This window comes from Lysinibacillus sp. 38-6 (assembly GCF_046245175.1).
Taxonomy (GTDB): Bacteria; Bacillota; Bacilli; order Bacillales_A; family Planococcaceae; genus Lysinibacillus.
On record NZ_CP176417.1, the window covers coordinates 956,777 to 973,119 of the forward strand.

At 36.3% G+C, this 16,343-nt stretch carries 22 protein-coding genes; 16 read left to right on the forward strand and 6 right to left on the reverse strand.

The window, feature by feature from the left end:
- Positions 1-20: 20 nt before the first annotated feature.
- Complete coding sequence (locus tag ACKVEV_RS04975; RefSeq protein ID WP_409369308.1) at positions 21-524, reverse strand: DUF1648 domain-containing protein; 504 nt, start codon at positions 522-524, stop codon at positions 21-23.
- A gap of 92 nt (positions 525-616) precedes the next feature.
- Between ACKVEV_RS04975 and ACKVEV_RS04980 the strand changes: the two genes are divergently transcribed.
- Positions 617-1,357: a sulfite exporter TauE/SafE family protein gene (locus ACKVEV_RS04980; protein WP_409369309.1), complete on the forward strand. Its 741-nt coding sequence runs from the start codon at positions 617-619 to the stop codon at positions 1,355-1,357.
- An 11-nt stretch (positions 1,358-1,368) separates the two neighbouring features.
- Positions 1,369-2,301, forward strand: a complete 933-nt coding sequence (locus ACKVEV_RS04985) for a PD-(D/E)XK nuclease family protein (protein ID WP_409369310.1) — start codon at positions 1,369-1,371, stop codon at positions 2,299-2,301.
- A 35-nt stretch (positions 2,302-2,336) separates the two neighbouring features.
- Here ACKVEV_RS04985 and ACKVEV_RS04990 read toward each other — a convergent pair whose 3' ends face one another.
- A complete protein-coding gene (locus ACKVEV_RS04990; protein WP_409369311.1) occupies positions 2,337-2,567 on the reverse strand; it encodes a hypothetical protein in 231 nt (76 codons plus the stop codon).
- A gap of 91 nt (positions 2,568-2,658) precedes the next feature.
- On the opposite strand from ACKVEV_RS04990, the gene ACKVEV_RS04995 reads away from it, so the two are divergent.
- The 3 genes from ACKVEV_RS04995 to ACKVEV_RS05005 all read left to right on the forward strand — a co-directional run bounded on the left by ACKVEV_RS04995 (position 2,659) and on the right by ACKVEV_RS05005 (position 3,823).
- The gene (locus tag ACKVEV_RS04995; protein ID WP_409369312.1) at positions 2,659-3,096 is read left to right on the forward strand and encodes a hypothetical protein; all 438 of its coding nucleotides are present in this window, start codon (positions 2,659-2,661) and stop codon (positions 3,094-3,096) included.
- 63 nt (positions 3,097-3,159) lie between these two features.
- Positions 3,160-3,321 carry a transmembrane Fragile-X-F protein gene (locus ACKVEV_RS05000; RefSeq protein ID WP_409369313.1) on the forward strand — a complete coding sequence of 54 codons (162 nt, stop codon included), beginning with the start codon at positions 3,160-3,162 and terminating at the stop codon, positions 3,319-3,321.
- Positions 3,322-3,385: 64 nt separating this feature from the next.
- A complete protein-coding gene (locus tag ACKVEV_RS05005) occupies positions 3,386-3,823 on the forward strand; it encodes a GNAT family N-acetyltransferase (RefSeq protein ID WP_409369314.1) in 438 nt (145 codons plus the stop codon).
- A gap of 83 nt (positions 3,824-3,906) precedes the next feature.
- Here the strand turns inward: ACKVEV_RS05005 and ACKVEV_RS05010 are convergent, their stop codons facing one another.
- Positions 3,907-4,335 (reverse strand): hypothetical protein, encoded by a 429-nt coding sequence (locus tag ACKVEV_RS05010; RefSeq protein WP_409369315.1) that lies wholly within the window; start codon positions 4,333-4,335, stop codon positions 3,907-3,909.
- A gap of 93 nt (positions 4,336-4,428) precedes the next feature.
- Between ACKVEV_RS05010 and ACKVEV_RS05015 the strand changes: the two genes are divergently transcribed.
- From ACKVEV_RS05015 to ACKVEV_RS05040, 6 genes are all read left to right on the forward strand, one after another.
- Positions 4,429-6,117 (forward strand): AAA family ATPase, encoded by a 1,689-nt coding sequence (locus ACKVEV_RS05015; protein WP_409369316.1) that lies wholly within the window; start codon positions 4,429-4,431, stop codon positions 6,115-6,117.
- 98 nt (positions 6,118-6,215) lie between these two features.
- Positions 6,216-6,338, forward strand: a complete 123-nt coding sequence (locus ACKVEV_RS05020) for a hypothetical protein (RefSeq protein WP_409369317.1) — start codon at positions 6,216-6,218, stop codon at positions 6,336-6,338.
- 114 nt (positions 6,339-6,452) lie between these two features.
- Positions 6,453-6,968, forward strand: a complete 516-nt coding sequence (locus ACKVEV_RS05025) for a TetR/AcrR family transcriptional regulator (protein WP_409369318.1) — start codon at positions 6,453-6,455, stop codon at positions 6,966-6,968.
- A gap of 84 nt (positions 6,969-7,052) precedes the next feature.
- Positions 7,053-7,475 carry a DUF3995 domain-containing protein gene (locus tag ACKVEV_RS05030; protein ID WP_409369319.1) on the forward strand — a complete coding sequence of 141 codons (423 nt, stop codon included), beginning with the start codon at positions 7,053-7,055 and terminating at the stop codon, positions 7,473-7,475.
- Positions 7,476-7,524: 49 nt separating this feature from the next.
- Entirely contained in the window at positions 7,525-8,136 is a 612-nt protein-coding gene (locus tag ACKVEV_RS05035) for a histidine phosphatase family protein (RefSeq protein ID WP_409369320.1), read from the forward strand.
- A gap of 111 nt (positions 8,137-8,247) precedes the next feature.
- The gene (locus ACKVEV_RS05040; RefSeq protein WP_409369321.1) at positions 8,248-9,084 is read left to right on the forward strand and encodes a D-alanyl-D-alanine carboxypeptidase family protein; all 837 of its coding nucleotides are present in this window, start codon (positions 8,248-8,250) and stop codon (positions 9,082-9,084) included.
- A 707-nt stretch (positions 9,085-9,791) separates the two neighbouring features.
- Here the strand turns inward: ACKVEV_RS05040 and ACKVEV_RS05045 are convergent.
- Complete coding sequence (locus ACKVEV_RS05045; RefSeq protein ID WP_409369322.1) at positions 9,792-10,262, reverse strand: hypothetical protein; 471 nt, start codon at positions 10,260-10,262, stop codon at positions 9,792-9,794.
- Between the two features lie 469 nt (positions 10,263-10,731).
- On the opposite strand from ACKVEV_RS05045, the gene ACKVEV_RS05050 reads away from it, so the two are divergent.
- From ACKVEV_RS05050 to ACKVEV_RS05065, 4 genes are all read left to right on the forward strand, one after another.
- Positions 10,732-10,890, forward strand: coding sequence for a hypothetical protein (locus tag ACKVEV_RS05050; RefSeq protein ID WP_409369323.1), 159 nt, complete (start codon positions 10,732-10,734; stop codon positions 10,888-10,890).
- A 417-nt stretch (positions 10,891-11,307) separates the two neighbouring features.
- Positions 11,308-11,382: a hypothetical protein gene (locus ACKVEV_RS05055; protein WP_409370504.1), complete on the forward strand. Its 75-nt coding sequence runs from the start codon at positions 11,308-11,310 to the stop codon at positions 11,380-11,382.
- Positions 11,383-11,473: 91 nt separating this feature from the next.
- Positions 11,474-11,638 carry a hypothetical protein gene (locus ACKVEV_RS05060; RefSeq protein WP_409369324.1) on the forward strand — a complete coding sequence of 55 codons (165 nt, stop codon included), beginning with the start codon at positions 11,474-11,476 and terminating at the stop codon, positions 11,636-11,638.
- 116 nt (positions 11,639-11,754) lie between these two features.
- Positions 11,755-13,020, forward strand: coding sequence for a polysaccharide deacetylase family protein (locus ACKVEV_RS05065; RefSeq protein WP_409369325.1), 1,266 nt, complete (start codon positions 11,755-11,757; stop codon positions 13,018-13,020).
- 78 nt (positions 13,021-13,098) lie between these two features.
- On the opposite strand, the gene gltS is transcribed toward ACKVEV_RS05065, so the two are convergent.
- Together gltS and hutG are read right to left on the reverse strand one after the other, a co-directional pair.
- Positions 13,099-14,283, reverse strand: coding sequence for a sodium/glutamate symporter (gene gltS / locus ACKVEV_RS05070; RefSeq protein ID WP_409369326.1), 1,185 nt, complete (start codon positions 14,281-14,283; stop codon positions 13,099-13,101).
- Entirely contained in the window at positions 14,280-15,251 is a 972-nt protein-coding gene (hutG, locus tag ACKVEV_RS05075; protein WP_409369327.1) for a formimidoylglutamase, read from the reverse strand. Before hutG ends, gltS begins: the two co-directional genes overlap by 4 nt.
- A 128-nt stretch (positions 15,252-15,379) precedes the next feature.
- Here hutG and ACKVEV_RS05080 point away from each other — a divergent pair, with 128 nt between their 5' ends.
- Positions 15,380-16,270 (forward strand): LysR family transcriptional regulator, encoded by an 891-nt coding sequence (locus ACKVEV_RS05080; RefSeq protein WP_409369328.1) that lies wholly within the window; start codon positions 15,380-15,382, stop codon positions 16,268-16,270.
- The last annotated feature ends 73 nt before the right edge of the window (positions 16,271-16,343 follow it).

Consider the following 16,343-nt stretch of genomic DNA (forward strand, 5'->3'; position numbering starts at 1 on the left):
TGCACGTAGGTGTTGTGCAACTAGCTTTTTAATTTATGTTGGAGATATAGTCCACGAATAATACCCCAACTAAAGATAATTAATAACAGAGCAAGAAAGGCATAAGCTTGCCATTGTTGTAAAATACGATTATGTCCCATTGCTACTGTTAAATCATTGAAAAGTGAGTATGTAAAATATAGCAATATACTGTTTTTCATTAGACAGAAGGTAATGATGCCATTTTGACGTTCAATATGAGATAAAGTAGGTTTGTTTTTTCGTATGACTGGGTAAGCCGCTTTTATTTCCAAGTAATGCAAAAGTAAAAATAGCATTAACGCTACAAAGGGTAAATAAAAGATGGCGATTTTAGGGCCGAACTGTGCATGGTCTGTCGTAAAGCTTTGTAAAACTGGAATGGACGAGGGAAGCTTACGATATTGAATCAACGTGGCGGTAATGCTAGCTGTAAAAATGGTTGCCACTAGAATGGTCAGTTGTTTGCACAGTTTTGGCGTAGGCGTTTTGTGTTGTGCATGCATAAGATCACCTCATTATGTACTTCTTTCAAAATAGGATTCTGTTATACTGTAACATAAGATTGTCATCAAGTGGTTGCAGAAAGAAGGATTAGATGGAATACATTTTATTTTTAGTGATCGGTATTGCAGGTAACCTGATCGGCACATTAGTTGGCGGTGGCGGATTAATTACATTACCAACGATGATGTTGATGGGCGTACCGGTTCACTCAGCAATTGGAGCTAATAAAGTTTCCAATATGGTCAGCGCTTTTTCTAGCTTTTATACGATATTTAGAAGAAAAGAATTGTCATGGGCAGAAATGCGTTCTGTGTTACTTGTCTCGTTAATTGGCGGCACATTGGGCGGGCTTTTTGCTTCCTTTATGAGTGGCCAGACGTTAACACTGATTGCAATTATTTTACTTGGCTTTGCACTTATTATGTCCTTTATCGGTGGGGCTGATTTTGGTGAAGTGGAAAGCTTTCAAATGAATCGCAAAAATGGCCCTATTTTGCTTGGGGTAGGATTTTACGATGGATTATTTGGTCCTGGTAGTAGTACGTTGGCGCTCTATACTTATGCCCATGAAAAACTTTCTTATATAAAAGCTGTAGGTTTGTCTCGAGTAGGCGTATTTGCCATGTGCTCTGGAGCAGCCATTACGTATATTGCAACAGGTAAAATTGAATGGCCGCTAACAATTGTCTTAATGTTTGGCTCAATTATTGGTGCGCAAATTGGCATTATTCTTGCTAGAAAGGTCAATGCAAAGCAAGTAAAAATATTGTTGCGTGTTGTCACCATTGTCCTGATTCTACAACTTGTTTATGATTTCTTCCAACAGTTATAAGGAGGGTTCACATGTTTGAAATATCACCTTTTCCAAGCTTTTCGTGGTCACTTTCACGCCATAAAACATTAACAAGCTGTGCCAGAAAATATGGCTATGAATATTATTTTTCTCATAATGGATGGTTGAGCCATCAAGTGGAGCCTTTTCATCAACATGTGTATCGCTTAAAAAAGCTGCAGTCCATGCCCATTTTGTTTGGGCAAATTGTCCACCGTTTAATCGAGCAAACGATACTCGATTACTTACAGACGAGGGAAGTGCCGTCTGTCACGGAGCTTGTGAATCGTGCACGTGGCCAACTCAATGCAGCCTTTATTGATTCGACTCGGCATGTAGACTTGTGGAGACATAAGCCGAATAAGTTTTACATGATGCAGGAAATTTATTATGATGGACAACTAAATACGGAGCTTATTGCAGACTATAAAAGTCGCTTGGAAGCAGTGTTTACGAACTTTCTACAAAGCGAGACATTTTTGCAAATCACCGCCCATTCTGGTTCATTACGAATTGGTGAGCCCGAACAATTCCGCTCGATGAAAATTGAGGATACGCAAGTGTTTGTAGTAATGGACTTTCATTATTATGATGATATGAAAGATAAGTGGATTATTATTGACTGGAAGACAGGGGGGCCATCAGATGATGACCGCCAGCAATTAGCGCTCTATGCTTATTACATTCAACAGAAATATCGCGTCGAGCTAGAAAAAATCGAAGTTTACAATGAGTATTTACTAACGGGGCAACGACAACAATATATGTTTACATCATTCGACATGGACAATGTTTTACATACATTTCGACACAGTGTTTTAGAAATGAAAAAATACCAGGCAGATATCCTGTCAAACGAGCCTATGGATCTTGAGGATTTTGAGAAAACGCCTGATGAATGGCGCTGTCTCAGATGTAATTTTAAAGAACTATGTGAAAAATGATAGCTATCCAAACAGTGATAGCTATCATTGTAAAATTACTTGTTCAAAACAAAAAATCCAACAATCGCAATAAATGTGAATAATACATTTAAAAGCATATAGACGGGTCGTTGCTCTTTATATGTAACAACCATTGCGATAACAGACGATATAACAGCTAAAGGAATTGTGACAAATTGGATGTCCCATAAATAAAAGCCGTCAATGTACACATAAGCTGTTAAAATAGCCGTAATAATGGTCCACTTTATTGTGTTTTTCGACATAATATTTCCTCCTTATGCTTAAAAATACAAAAAAATAATAGCATAGTGGAGCGTTTATCGTAAACTATAAGCCTAGAAGGAGCGTTTTAAAATGATAAAAAAAATAATACTATTGAGTGCTGTCGTAGCGATGTTAAGTGCGTGCAGCAATAATGAAGCAACGGGAAACAATGAGGCAACAAATGATGCTTCTTCACAATCGCAGGAGCAACAAGTAGAACAACAAAAAAATGAAACGAACGAACAGCCAGCTCAGCTAGAACAAAATGCAGAAGCGGAAGACAAAGCGACAGAAACAAATGATCTTAGTGAATGGACTTCATTACCTGAATATAACAAAATTATGGAACAAATCGATAATCAAAATATTCACTTTGAAAAGGTAACCGATTCCACTGATAAACGTATTTTATTAATTGTAGATGAAAATGGCACAAAGCTCTATAAATCAATTTTTATTAAAAATACAAATCGTCTAAAAATTATTAGTATTAAAGGGAATGGGCAGATTTTTAACGATACTTTGTAAATGCGATTTAACATGAGGAGGCTTCGGCGATTCCTCATGTTTTTTTCGATACGCGAGGTTTTATTGATTTCAGTTGTCTTAAAGCTAACAGATGTTATTACATGGTCGTGGTGGCTTGTGTTATTACCATCGCTTATTTCTTTTAGTTTTTACTTGCTTATACTATTAGTGAAGGTTGCTATCGTAATAGCAACCATTGTAATGACGAAGAAACGTAAAGTATGATAGTTGTTAAAGACTGGCGATTAAGCTGATATTAGAGTATACATTATACGTTAAGGAGGATACGATGAATTATCATGTAGAAGTTTTATTAGAACATCATGAAGCATTTGTCACATTTTTAAATACGAGTTTAAGAGAGTTTAATAATGAACATTCTTTCTACCATAAAGAAATAAGAAAAAACGGTACTTCGCCTATCAATATTATTGTATCTGATAATGATCAATGGATTGGTGGATTAACAGCTGAGGTATATTGGGGATGGTTAGAAATCAATAAATTTTGGTTTAGTCAACAGTATCGTAGACAGGGCTTGGGCGATCGATTGCTGTCACAAGCTGAAGCAACTGCAAGTAAAATGGGGGCAACAAAAGCATTATTGACCACTTATGACTTTCAAGCACGCTCATTTTATGAAGCAAGAGGCTATCAAGTTGTGGGGGAAATTAAAGATTATCCTCCTGGTAGTAGTTATTATACGATGGTCAAATATTTAGTTTAATCTAACAGCTGCCCACTTTAGGGCAAAGCGTAGACGCAACACTTTGCCCTAAAGTGTTGCGTCTTTTCTCACTGTCTTTCTTTTTAAAATAACGATTCAATGAAAGAAGTATTTACTTTATCTAATAACTTATAGTCCTTCATATAATTTTCTTCATACAAGTAAACAAAAAGGTGTGTTGCATCATCAAGGCGTATGCCGATTTCACGATGATCATTGATCCGTAATGTTAACCAGTAAGCCTCTTTAAAATCAGACTTTGCAAAACGAACTTTTCGAATCGCTTTGTTATCAAATAATTCCATAATGTCATGAATAGAATCCGGATCTTTTATCGTAATTGTTTTTTCATCAGATGCACGAATAATTTCAATTTCCTTAATCTGTTCGATATCAAGTCGCTCGATCACTTCCTTATTAAAGGTAGAGTCCCGTGTCATAAATGATGTCGTCATATACAAGATAATGAGTGGTATTAAAATAAACAAAATAATTTTATAGCTTCTTTTCATGGTAATCTCCTTAAATTCTAAAAATTCACACATATGTATGCTGTTCCACGCTATAATTGAGCATATACTGAATCGATAAAGGAAGGCAATAAAATGAACTATAATCATCAAGAAAAAGAGCTATTTTACCCAGATGGGACCGTCATGTACCGTGGTGGCGTTAAGAAAAACGATTTTGGTCATGATATTTATGATGGCAAGGGCACAATTTTTGATCAAGATGGGGAGGTGTTATTCGAGGGTGAATTCGTCAATCATATGAAGCAAGGAAATGGCAGGATGTATTTAAAAGGTCAAATGATCTATCAAGGTGAATTTATCCAAAATAAAAAACAAGGCACCGGTATTTTGTATAAAGATGGACAAATTTATTATGAGGGACATTTCCGTAACGACTTAATGGATGGCTATGGCATTTTATATTATGAAGAAGATGTGATTGCCCCTTTTAAAGATTTACGGACACAATATCCGCATTTAAACCGACCTCAATTTGAGGGAGATTTTGTACATGGCATGAAAAAAGGCAAAGGCACACAATATTACCCAAATGGTTTTTTGCAGTACGAAGGTGATTTTATGTGGAACCATATGCAAGGGGCAGGGAAGTATTATTATGCCCCAGATACACCGACATCAATGGAGTTGGATGCAGGTGTAACCGCACTGCAATACGAAGGTTATTTCTTTGAAGATATGAAGCATGGCAAAGGCAAAGTGTATTCAAGACAAGGTGTGCTGGAAGCAGAAGGTCAATTTAAAGAGGATGTTATGACAGGGAAAGGGACTCTTTATTATCCGAATGGGCAAGCTTCCTATATTGGTGAGCTTGCAAATGGGGAAAAGCATGGTCGCGGCGATTATTATAATGAGGATGGGAAAATCATTTATAGTGGCGAATTTATCCATGGTGAACGTCTGCGTATTACGCCTGAAGTAGAGAAAGAAATTAACAAGTTACAGGCGCAATTAGATGGACTTGTTGGGCTGCCGAATGCCAAAAAGGAATTACATAATTTAATCAATTTTATTAAAATTCAAAGCTTACGTGTTGATCATGGCTTAACAAGTTTTCCTATTACGTACCATCTCGTATTCTCTGGCAATCCCGGAACAGGAAAAACGACTGTTGCGCGCATAATCGGACAAATATACAAACATCTTGGGGTGTTGTCGAGTGGGCATTTCGTTGAAACAGATCGTGCGGGATTAGTAGCAGGATATGTGGGACAAACCGCTTTAAAAGTGCAAGAAGTTGTAAAGAAAGCAACAGGTGGCGTGTTATTTATCGATGAAGCCTACTCATTAATTAATGATAAGCAGGATGCATTTGGTAAAGAAGCTATTGATAGCTTGTTGAAAGCAATGGAAGATTTACGTGATGATTTAGTGATTATCGTTGCGGGTTATACAGAGCGTATGGAGGAATTTTTACAAGCCAATCCTGGTTTCAAATCGCGTTTTAATCATTTTGTTCAGTTTGATAACTTTAGTACGGACGAGCTTTACGAAATTTTTGCAATGCTTTGTAAAAATAACGATTATCGTTATGGGGACACTTTTGCCCAGCATATGAAAACACAATTAAATCAAATTCCAGTTGAATCCATTCCAAATTTCTCAAACGGTCGCTATATTCGTAATGTCTTTGAAAAGCTCGTAACCATTCAGTCGAATCGTTTAATCCAGCAGCATAATATATCAAGAGATGAGCTAATGGAATTTACAGATAGCGATATTTTACTAGCCATTGCGGAAAATCTTTTTGATAGTACGTTCTAAGTAATAAGCGTAAAAAAGCACAACGTATGACCGTTCCATCATCATATTTACCAAGAACGATTAATATAGTAAATGGATAATTTATTTATAGGGAGCGTATGATGAAAAAACTAGTACCATTGCTGTTAGTTCTCGCATGTGTTTTACCAACCTTTTTACACATTAAAGTGACGATTAATAATCATATTGATGTGCATAAAGGGAGTAAAACGCCAGATTAGCTGTATTTCTTTATGGCCCCTTTCAAATATGTGAGGGGCTATTTTGATTGACAAAGTTTACAATTAGCCTTAACCTGATTGAAACATACGGTTGTGTATGTTATGGGGGTATGTATGACACAATTAACGAGAGAAGATTGGATTAAGGCTGGTTTACATCAATTGGCGGACGTAGGAATAGATAAAGTGCGTATCGAAACACTAGCACGTTTGCTGAAAATAAGTAAAGGTAGTTTTTATCATTATTTTCGCGACCACCAAGAATTGTTAGATGCGATGTTAGATTATTGGGAAATGCATGCAACAAAGCGGATTATTCAAACTATGGAGCAGGACGATGCGACTTTAGAAGAGCTGTTAAGCATAAGTTTTAGTCATGATAAAAAAATGGAGATGGGCATTTACGCTTGGGCGAAATATGACCAAGTTGTAGCTAAACGATTAGTGGATATTGAGGAACAACGAATTCGTTGTCTGGCACTGTTATACCAGAAGAAAGGCTACGACGCATTAGCAGCAGTAGAAAGAGCAAGACTTGCATATTTAACATATATAGGCTGGATGACAAGGTTTAAAGACAATCCTAATTTTACAATAGCAACAATACTTGAAATGTTAGTCAAGATTTAAAATGCGCTCCCTCACAATTGTGGGGGACATATTTACAACTATAACATACGCTATAGTATGTTTTGTGACGAGGGGGAATCCTACATGATTATAGTTTTACTATTATTAGTTGTCAGTGTTCTGTTTCTTATTAGTATGTTACATGTTTATTGGGCTTGTGGTGGTCGCTGGGGCGCTAAAGTGGTAGTACCTGTAAAGAAAGGAGGGCAAGAAGCCGTTTTTATCCCAAAGAAAGTAGGAACAATGTTGGTGGCAGTACTACTTTTAATAGCGGCATTTTTGTTGTTCGTACAGGGAATCTATGGGCAAACTGTTCAAGCATTTACCTTTTTCACAGTTGGTTGTACAGTTTGTGCAGTTATATTCTTAATACGAGCAATAGGTGACTTTAAATATGTAGGATTTTTTAAAAAAATAAAACATTCGCAGTTTGCTAGAAATGATACGAGGTTTTATAGCCCGCTCTGTCTAATAATTGCCATAGTGTATTTATTTGTACTATTTTGACTTTACCTGTACAATCTGATTATTATTGGCATTTAGAGGAGGAACATGTTTGAATCAAATCATATATTTACTACGACACGGAGAAACCGTTTTAAATACGCAAGGACGTTACCAAGGCCAGCTTGATTCGCCATTAACAGATGTTGGGATGGAACAAGTGCAACAAAATGCCGATATGCTGAAAAATCTTATTGGCGATCCACAACAGTGGAAAGTGTTTTCAAGCCCTTTAGGGAGAGCTTTACAGAGTGCAGAAATAATCTGTCGCACGATTGGCTATGACTTTAATAATGTTGAAAAGGACGCTCGACTAGCTGAAGTAGCCGTTGGGGATTGGGCAGGATTAACAACGAAAGAAATTGAACATGCTTGGCCAGCATTATTAGAAAACACAGATCATTATAATTGGTATTTTAATGCGCCAAATGGAGAAAGTTACGACGAAGTGGTCAGTAGATTAACAGATTGGCTTGAGAGCATCCAAGATGAATCAAAAGTGATTGTGATATCCCATGGTTTAACAGGGCGTATTTTGCGCGGTATCTATGCTGGGCTAGCAAAGGAAAAGGCACTAAAGTTGGACGTGTCACAAGATGTATTCTTTAAATTAACACAAAAAGAAATCCAAAATATTTCGTTAGTATTCGATGATTTTTATTGATTATTTTCGTACATATTGAGAATGGCGAAATCCTTAAGAATTTCTTCATAAATTTCCTACAGGAATATTCAGAATTGCCTCCTATTATAATGTGTGGGAGGCGTTTTTTTTATGAAAAAATTTGGTTTATTTTGTTGTATTTGTGTTGTGGCAATATTTTTCTATATGAATAAAACAAACGAACAAGTAGTGGACATTGAGCTACCTTCGTTACATAGTAAAAATGCGTTATTAATAAATGAAAAAGGCGATGTGTTATATGAAAAAAATGCTGATGCCATTATTTATCCTGCTTCATTAACAAAAATCATGACAGCCATTGTCGCGATTGAAGCGAGTAAAGATTTACAAATGCAAACGATGGTTACGCCACAAACAATTGCCACATATACGGCGCAAAATGCTTCGATGGCCGGCTTTCAAGCTGGCGATTTTGTGACCATTGAGGATTTATTATACGGTACTTTACTAGCATCTGGTGCAGATGCTACCGCTACGCTAGCAACAGCGATTGCGGGTAGCGAGGAGGCATTTGTCACAATTATGAACGACAAGGCATCAGAACTAGGATTACATGATACCCATTATGAGAATGTTAGTGGTCTTCATCATCCTGCCCATGTATCAAGTGTTCGTGATATTAGTAAGCTTTTTCAGTATGCCATTGAAAATCCTACCTTTTATCAAATATTGACGACAAAAAGTTATACAACGCAAGTGCCTAATGAATTAACCATTTCGAGCACTCTATTTACAAAAATGGATGGCGTGGAAAGTGCCATTCTTGGCGGTAAAACGGGCTATACACCGGAAGCAGGCCTTTGTTTAGCGTCCTTAATGGAAAAGAACGGAGAATTATTTATTTTTGTTACGACCAATGCGGAAGGGCATGTTTGGACACCACCGTTTCATGTGGAAGATGCCATGACAGCCTATCAAGCACTTTAGGAGGAAAAATAATCATATATTTCCTTTTTTGCACAGTACTTTTTACTGGATGCACTTTGACGCTGCTTCACCAAAGGCAAGTGGTGGTAAAAGTGATCCTGTGAATATAGAAGTACAACGCATAGTTTATGCACTTAATTATCGGATTAAGGAATATAAGCAAAAGATTGCAGAGGTGCAGAAACGTATTCCACTTGTAACTGGTGACAGAGAGGTTGAAGTCCTTCATGGATTGCTAGACGGTTATAGCATGCGTGCAATGGGAAAGCATATGAAATTATCTAATACGACAATACTTAGGGTTAGAAATAGCATTGTAGTACAAATGTTGAATTCACATTAGGATACTTTCAGACTGAAGAGAAAATAGGAAAATTAGTTCTTTTCAGTCTCTTTCTATTTCGGACAAACTCAAAAAAGAAAAAATACCTCGATAGAAAACTTTCGAGGTATTTCAACAAACTAAAAATAGCTATAACTATTTTTTTCTTTTTTTAGTTTTAATCTGATAAGTTACTCCAAACAGTATATTAAATAGTAAACCAAAATTTATCGGATTCAAAAAAACCCAAAGTAAATTTACTTCTAATGCTATCTGCAAAAAGATCCACAAATGCAAGATAACAAAAAAAGCAAATATCATTGGCCAACTAAAAACATAGTCTAAATTGAACATACAAAATCTCCTATTAAACTAATCAAAACAATTAGAAGCTGCACCTAACATAGTTCCACCCACTGCACCTATAATAGTTCCTCCGACAGCTCCTACTACATTTCCAATAACAGGGAATGCAGTTCCTGCACCAAGTCCAACCCCCTAAACCAGTTATTGCACCAGAATAATAACCGCCAAGAACACCTAAAGTACATTTCCATTTAGAACGAGCAAATCTAGTTACTTGAGTCGATTGTTTATTGTTATGTAATTCTATAATCAACCCATTATCAACGGATTTGTAAATTAAATTAACTTCATTACCATTACTATCTATTGCTTGTGTTGGTAATACTTCTGTATAATCACCTTTTTTTACAAGGATATTTCCAACTTCATCGTTTTCAATTGATACCTCTTCATTTAATAATTCTAATCGCATCGTACTTTCATTTACAATTGAAATTCCATAATCATCAGTCTGTTCAGATGCAGTTGCAGTTGGTGTAGTTAACCCCATATTTCCCGTGAAAAAGAATACAAGAACCAAACAAGTCAACAAAAAAATAATTTTCTTATTTGTAAAACTCCTCCTTATAATATTCTTAATTCACTAAATATTATAAAAAATAAAAAATAAAATATAATTTACAAAAATGTAACAAAAACTTTATTTTCTGAAAAATTAACTCTTTCTAATAATCTACATAATTCCTCAATATTAACGTGGTGTAGCACTACCACGGTTGCTAGAAGTGAGCTAACTCGACAGTTTTACCACAGTAAAAAAGCTTTATCAAGATTATGAGTCTTTTTATTCATTTAATTTTTATACATAAAATAGGTAATAAAGTACAGTTATGGCTTTTTTATAAGCTTTAAGTTTAATTGTCTTGTCACCCCAATTAATCAAATATATCTAAATTAATTGTCAGAAAATATAAAAATATTGTATGATGAGTAAAAATTTGAGACATTGAGGTGATTTAATGGGTAAACCAGTAGATTGTAATCTTTTTCCATCATATCAAGACTCACTAGATTCCAGGCTTGAGGAACGTAAAGAAGAATATATTGTAGAACTTGAAAAAGTTAAAAACGAGGGTATCGTATTACTATTTGAAAAAACTACTGAATTACCCCCTTAAATATTTTAGTACCTCTCATTGAGGTGCTTTTTCTTTTGCTTTGAAAACTGCATCATACAACCAAAAGTTATGTGTCGAAAGGGTAGAGTGTATTTCGAGGTTGAAAAGAATCCGTTATCAAGTAAAGTGAGTATACAGGTAAATTATTTAGGTTATCCTGAACGATTTTGTTTCGGAAAAGAAGCGACTGTTGAAAATGTAGTTGAGGATGGTGTTAAAAGGTTATTAATAACATATTCTTTGGCAGCTGTTAAAGTATTTTTTGATGTATTTTAATGGACGTCATATTGGCGTCTTTTTTATTATACAAAGCAACTAGCATAATGGGGTGATTACAAAACAAACAAATGACATTGGAGGTGGTGGTTATGAGAGAGGTCTAGACCGAGAAATCCGAAACGTGATGAAGCGTTTCAAATGTGGCTTGATAGTAAAGGGAAAATGCTGTTGAAGGATTTTACCGAGCAATTAGATAAACGGGATGCCATTTGAAAGGTAACGTTACTAAATCTATGCTAAGGGGTATCGTTTTGAAATAGAAGGAGTAGGGTATGAAATTGCTAGAGATGTCCTCTTCGATTAAATGGCCACATTATTTTCTATTTTACCTCAAGGAAATGACTTGTTTGATAAAGAACAAGTAAAGGCGTTTTTACTAAAGCATGAAAAAACCATTCAGCAGTATGCCGTGGATTCAGATTATCAACAAACATTGTTAGCAAAATTTATTAGTAGTAAATCTAGTTGATTATTACTATTTTCTGGGATGACAGCTTCCATTATAATAAGAATCAAATCCTATGTTTTTCAGCATATTTTACACGGGAAATGACATCAGTGATTGCATAAAGGCGGTGTAGAATAATGAAAAAATTATTACCTTTAGCTTTGTTTTGGGCATTTTTTTGTAGTATTGCGATGGCAGGGCATGTTTCTGCTAATGAAGTTAGTAAGGGGACGATTCAACAAGTTACAATGGATGCAACGGTCTATGTAGAAGCTTCAACAGAAAGTAATGTCAGCGGTCATGTGAAACAAGGCAATTTCGTGGTTGCTACACCTTTTAATGAAGAATGGGTATATATCCAAATGTCACAGTTAGAAGGGTATGTAGCAGCAACGACTTTAGTCGAGTTGACGCCAGAAAAGGCGGTTGTTGCAAAAAAAGGCGGTACAAACTTAATGAAATACCCAAGTCCAAGTGCCCAAAAAGGTGGACAGCTTTATGAAAGTAGTTTGTTAGTTGTCTATGGCACAGCGCCGGGTGGTTGGTCGTATGTTCAATATGGACATGACTACGGCTATGTCGCAACAAATATGCTTAAAAAGCCAACCGTGACAAAAAAGCAGGTAAACGCACCTATAGGAGCCGTTATTCATTTAACAGCGAGTCCAAGTGGTGAGGTGCTAGGGAAACTAGCAGACAAAACAATTGTCCAGCAATATACAATAGTGGCAGGTTGGGCTTATGTTGAAGCTTGCGAACAAAAAGGGTACATAATGGCTTCTGAGCTAACAGATGTAAAGCTGATTGATAATAAGGTTTTTAATAAAGGGGTTTCTGTAGCAAAAGGGGCTAAAAAACGAGTAGCTTTAACATTTGATGATGGGCCTGATGCGAAGGTAACACCTCAAATACTACGCATATTAAAAAAATACAATGTCAAGGCCACATTTTTTATGGTTGGGAAAAACGCTGCTAACAATCCGAAAACTGTAGAGCAAGTGTATACGGAAGGGCATGAAATTGGCAATCATACGTGGAATCATCCGAAGCTAACGAATTTAGCAAAAGCCGGTGTGAAAGAAGAAGTGGATCGCACAAGCAATGCCATTTACAAGGCTATCGGTCAATATCCAACTGTTTTTCGACCTCCATATGGTGCAACAAGTGACCAAGTACGCTCGGTGATTACGATGCCTTCTATTTTATGGTCGATTGATACACTCGATTGGAAGCATCGCAATGCCGATAAAATACTTACTTACGTCAAAGCGTCCGTCAACGATGGTAGCATTATTTTAATGCACGATATTCATCAAACGACAGCCGATGGGTTAGAAAATGTCATTCTTTACTTGCAGAAACAAGGCTATGAATGTGTAACGGTTAGTGAAATATTACAATAATGAAATCTATTAAGTTCTTTATCTAAATAAAAGAAGCCGTACACTTGTCTATATTCAACAGTGTACGGCTTTTTAATGTTATTTAAATAGATTAATGGTTGTAATAATAATAGGGATACCAAAGACATCGATTAAAAATGCGCCTACGATTGGTACAACAAGGAAAGCTTTTGTAGAAGGGCCAAAGCGTTGAACAACAGCGGACATATTTGCCATTGCGTTCGGCGTTGCCCCTAATCCATGTCCTGCAAAACCTGCAACCATCACGGCCGCATCATAATTTTTGCCTAGTAATTTAAATAATACAAAAATACAGAATAGAACGATGAATAATACTTGTACAAAAACAATGACAAATAGAGGTAATGCTAAGTCGGCAATTTCCCATAATTTAATACTCATTAACGCCATTGACAGGAAAACCCCTAATGTAACGTCGCCGATTAAAGAAATGCTTTTCATATTAATGGCATTCGGTTTCACTTTATCTAAAATGTTACGAACGAATACAGCGACAAACATAGCCCCTACATAGCCTGGTAAAACGAAACCTGTAGCTTCAGAGAACAAAGTTCCCACATACGTTCCGACAGCCATACAAAATGTGATAATAACTACTTGTGTAAAGAATGAATCCGATGTAATTTGTTCATTTTTATTTTCATAATCAACAGCTTCTGTTTCTTGTTCATCAGGTGTTAAATTGTATTTACCCACTAAATACTTTACAATTGGTCCACCGATTAGTCCACCGGCTACTAAGCCACATGTTGCTGCGGCAGCCCCGATTGTCATTGCTGAAGAAATACCTAAATCTTCTAAAGTTTGTCCGAAAGCAGCGGCAGCCCCGTGGCCACCTTCCATTGAAACAGCTCCTGCCATCATACCGATTAGTGGATGGATGCCCATCAGTGAAGCAAGAGACACACCAATAACGTTTTGCATTAATGCAAGGAAGCCACATGCTAACCAATAAATTACGAGTAGTTTACCGCCAAGCTTTACAAGTTTAAAGCTAGCACCTAAACCAATTGTTGTGAAGAATGTAATCATAAATAAGCTTTGTAATGATGTATCAAGTGAAATTTCTAAAACGCCAGTTGTTTTTAATATGGTAGTCAATGCTGCGAACAGTAAGCCTCCAACTACTGGTGCTGGAATACAGAAGCGCTTTAAAAAGTTTACTTTATTAATAAGAAAGCTACCAAATGCAAATAGTGCGACTGCGAGAAATATTGTTGTTATTTGATTAATTTCGATCATGAACCGTTCCCCCTAATTAAGTGATTGAGTGCATCATAGACAAAGTAAGCACCCAATTTAACTGTTTGACCATTTTCATCGAGCAATGGATTCACTTCACAAATATCAAAAGAATGCGTATTTGGATGTGATGCGACTTTTTGAATGACGGAGCGCACAGTTTTTGTATCTAGTCCAAATGGTGATGGTGCACTTACGCCAGGTGCAAAGGCAGTGTTTAAGACATCCATACATAATGTCAGTAAGATCGTATCATGTTGGTCCATAAACTGTTGGAGATCATTCATGATGTTTGCGTTGTAATCAGCTGTCATTTGTTCTTCTAACACATATTTGACCTGTAGCTCATGTGCTTTGTCAAAAAGCTCTTGTGTATTGCCGTAACGTTGAATACCTAGGACGAAATAATCCGCATGTGGATCTTGTTCTAAAATTTGGCGGAACATTGTACCGGATGAAGGCTGTTCATCGTAAGGACGTAAATCAAAATGTGCATCTATGTTAATAATGCCGATGCTTGCGTCTTTTGGTAATGAGGCACGTATTCCTAAATAATGTCCGTATAACGTTTCATGTCCGCCACCTAGGATAATACACTTCATATTTTTTGTACGTAATCCTTGAACAATTTCACCAAGCTCACGCTGTGCATCTTCTAACGCATGATTGAGGCAAATAATGTTCCCAACATCGACAATTTCCTGTTGTTCATCAAATGTCCATGGTAAGCTTGCTAAGGCTTCACGCAGTGCATTGGGTCCATTAGCAGCACCAACGCGCCCTTGATTGCGGCGTACCCCTTCATCACATATAAAACCAACAATACCAGCACCAGCTTTCTGCTGCTGTGAAGCGCTTACATCGTTAATAGCTAATCGTTTTACTTTTTGATGTAAACGGAAACTACTAGGATTCGTAGTGGAATCTATACGACCTTTCCATTGTTTTTGATCTGTCATTGTATACATCTCTTTATCAACTCCATTAACATTATTCATGTAGTGTTAATTTATTATATATTCACATAATTATATTTACTAATATATAATTATTATTAACCTATAGTTTTTAACTATAAATAAGGAGGTATGCTGTTTTGGATTTTAAACAATTACAATATTTTATCGCCGTGATTGAGCACATGAATTACTCGAAAGCGGCCGAAAAACTGCATATTTCTCAACCTTCTTTAAGTAATGCAATAAAGAAATTAGAGCAAGAAGTGGGCTCTCCTTTACTTGATAGAAATACGAGGAATTTGCAATTAACGGAAGCGGGAGAGCTACTATTTGAACGCGCAAAAGTTATATTAAAAAATATGGAAGTGCTAAAAATTGAGATGGACGAGGTAATTGTCCACGGCACGAGCGATTTAACGATCGGGGTGATGGAATCCGTTAAGCATTGGTTACCTAAAGCAATTGTTGAATATAAAAAGGTTTATCCACAAATGAAATTTCATTTAGTAGATATTTTAGGCAGCAAACGTGTCAAAAAATCACTCAAAGGCTATAAAACACATGTCATCATTACCAATCAGTTGATGGATGATGATGAGCTGGAAGTAAAGTGCTTGTATGAGGAACGACTAGTAGCCGTGTTGCCTTTAGAGCATCCTTTAGCGACAAAAGATGTATTGACGATTTCGGATTTACGAAATGAGCCTTTTATCATTAGTACAGATGGGTTTCAAACACGGCAAGATATTTTGAAGGCATTTGAACATGCAGGCGAAGAAATTAACGTTCAATTTGAAATTGAACGCTTTGAAACGGCCGTCTCACTCGTGCGAGAAAATTTAGGTATTACCATTTTGCCTGAAAATTATTTACAGGGACCGACAGCCAAGACGATCGTTCAAAAAGAGATTGATTGCCCAAATTTACAAAGGAATGTTTATTTAGTGTATTTGAAAAGTCGTCATCTTCCTTTTGCCATCAGTCAATTTATTAATGGTGTTGTGCATTACTTTGCCAGTGAAAAATAACATTTCTACTATATTGAAATAATTAAAATGAGATAGTGAAATGATAAACAGATGATGATTTTTGCTGTTTTGA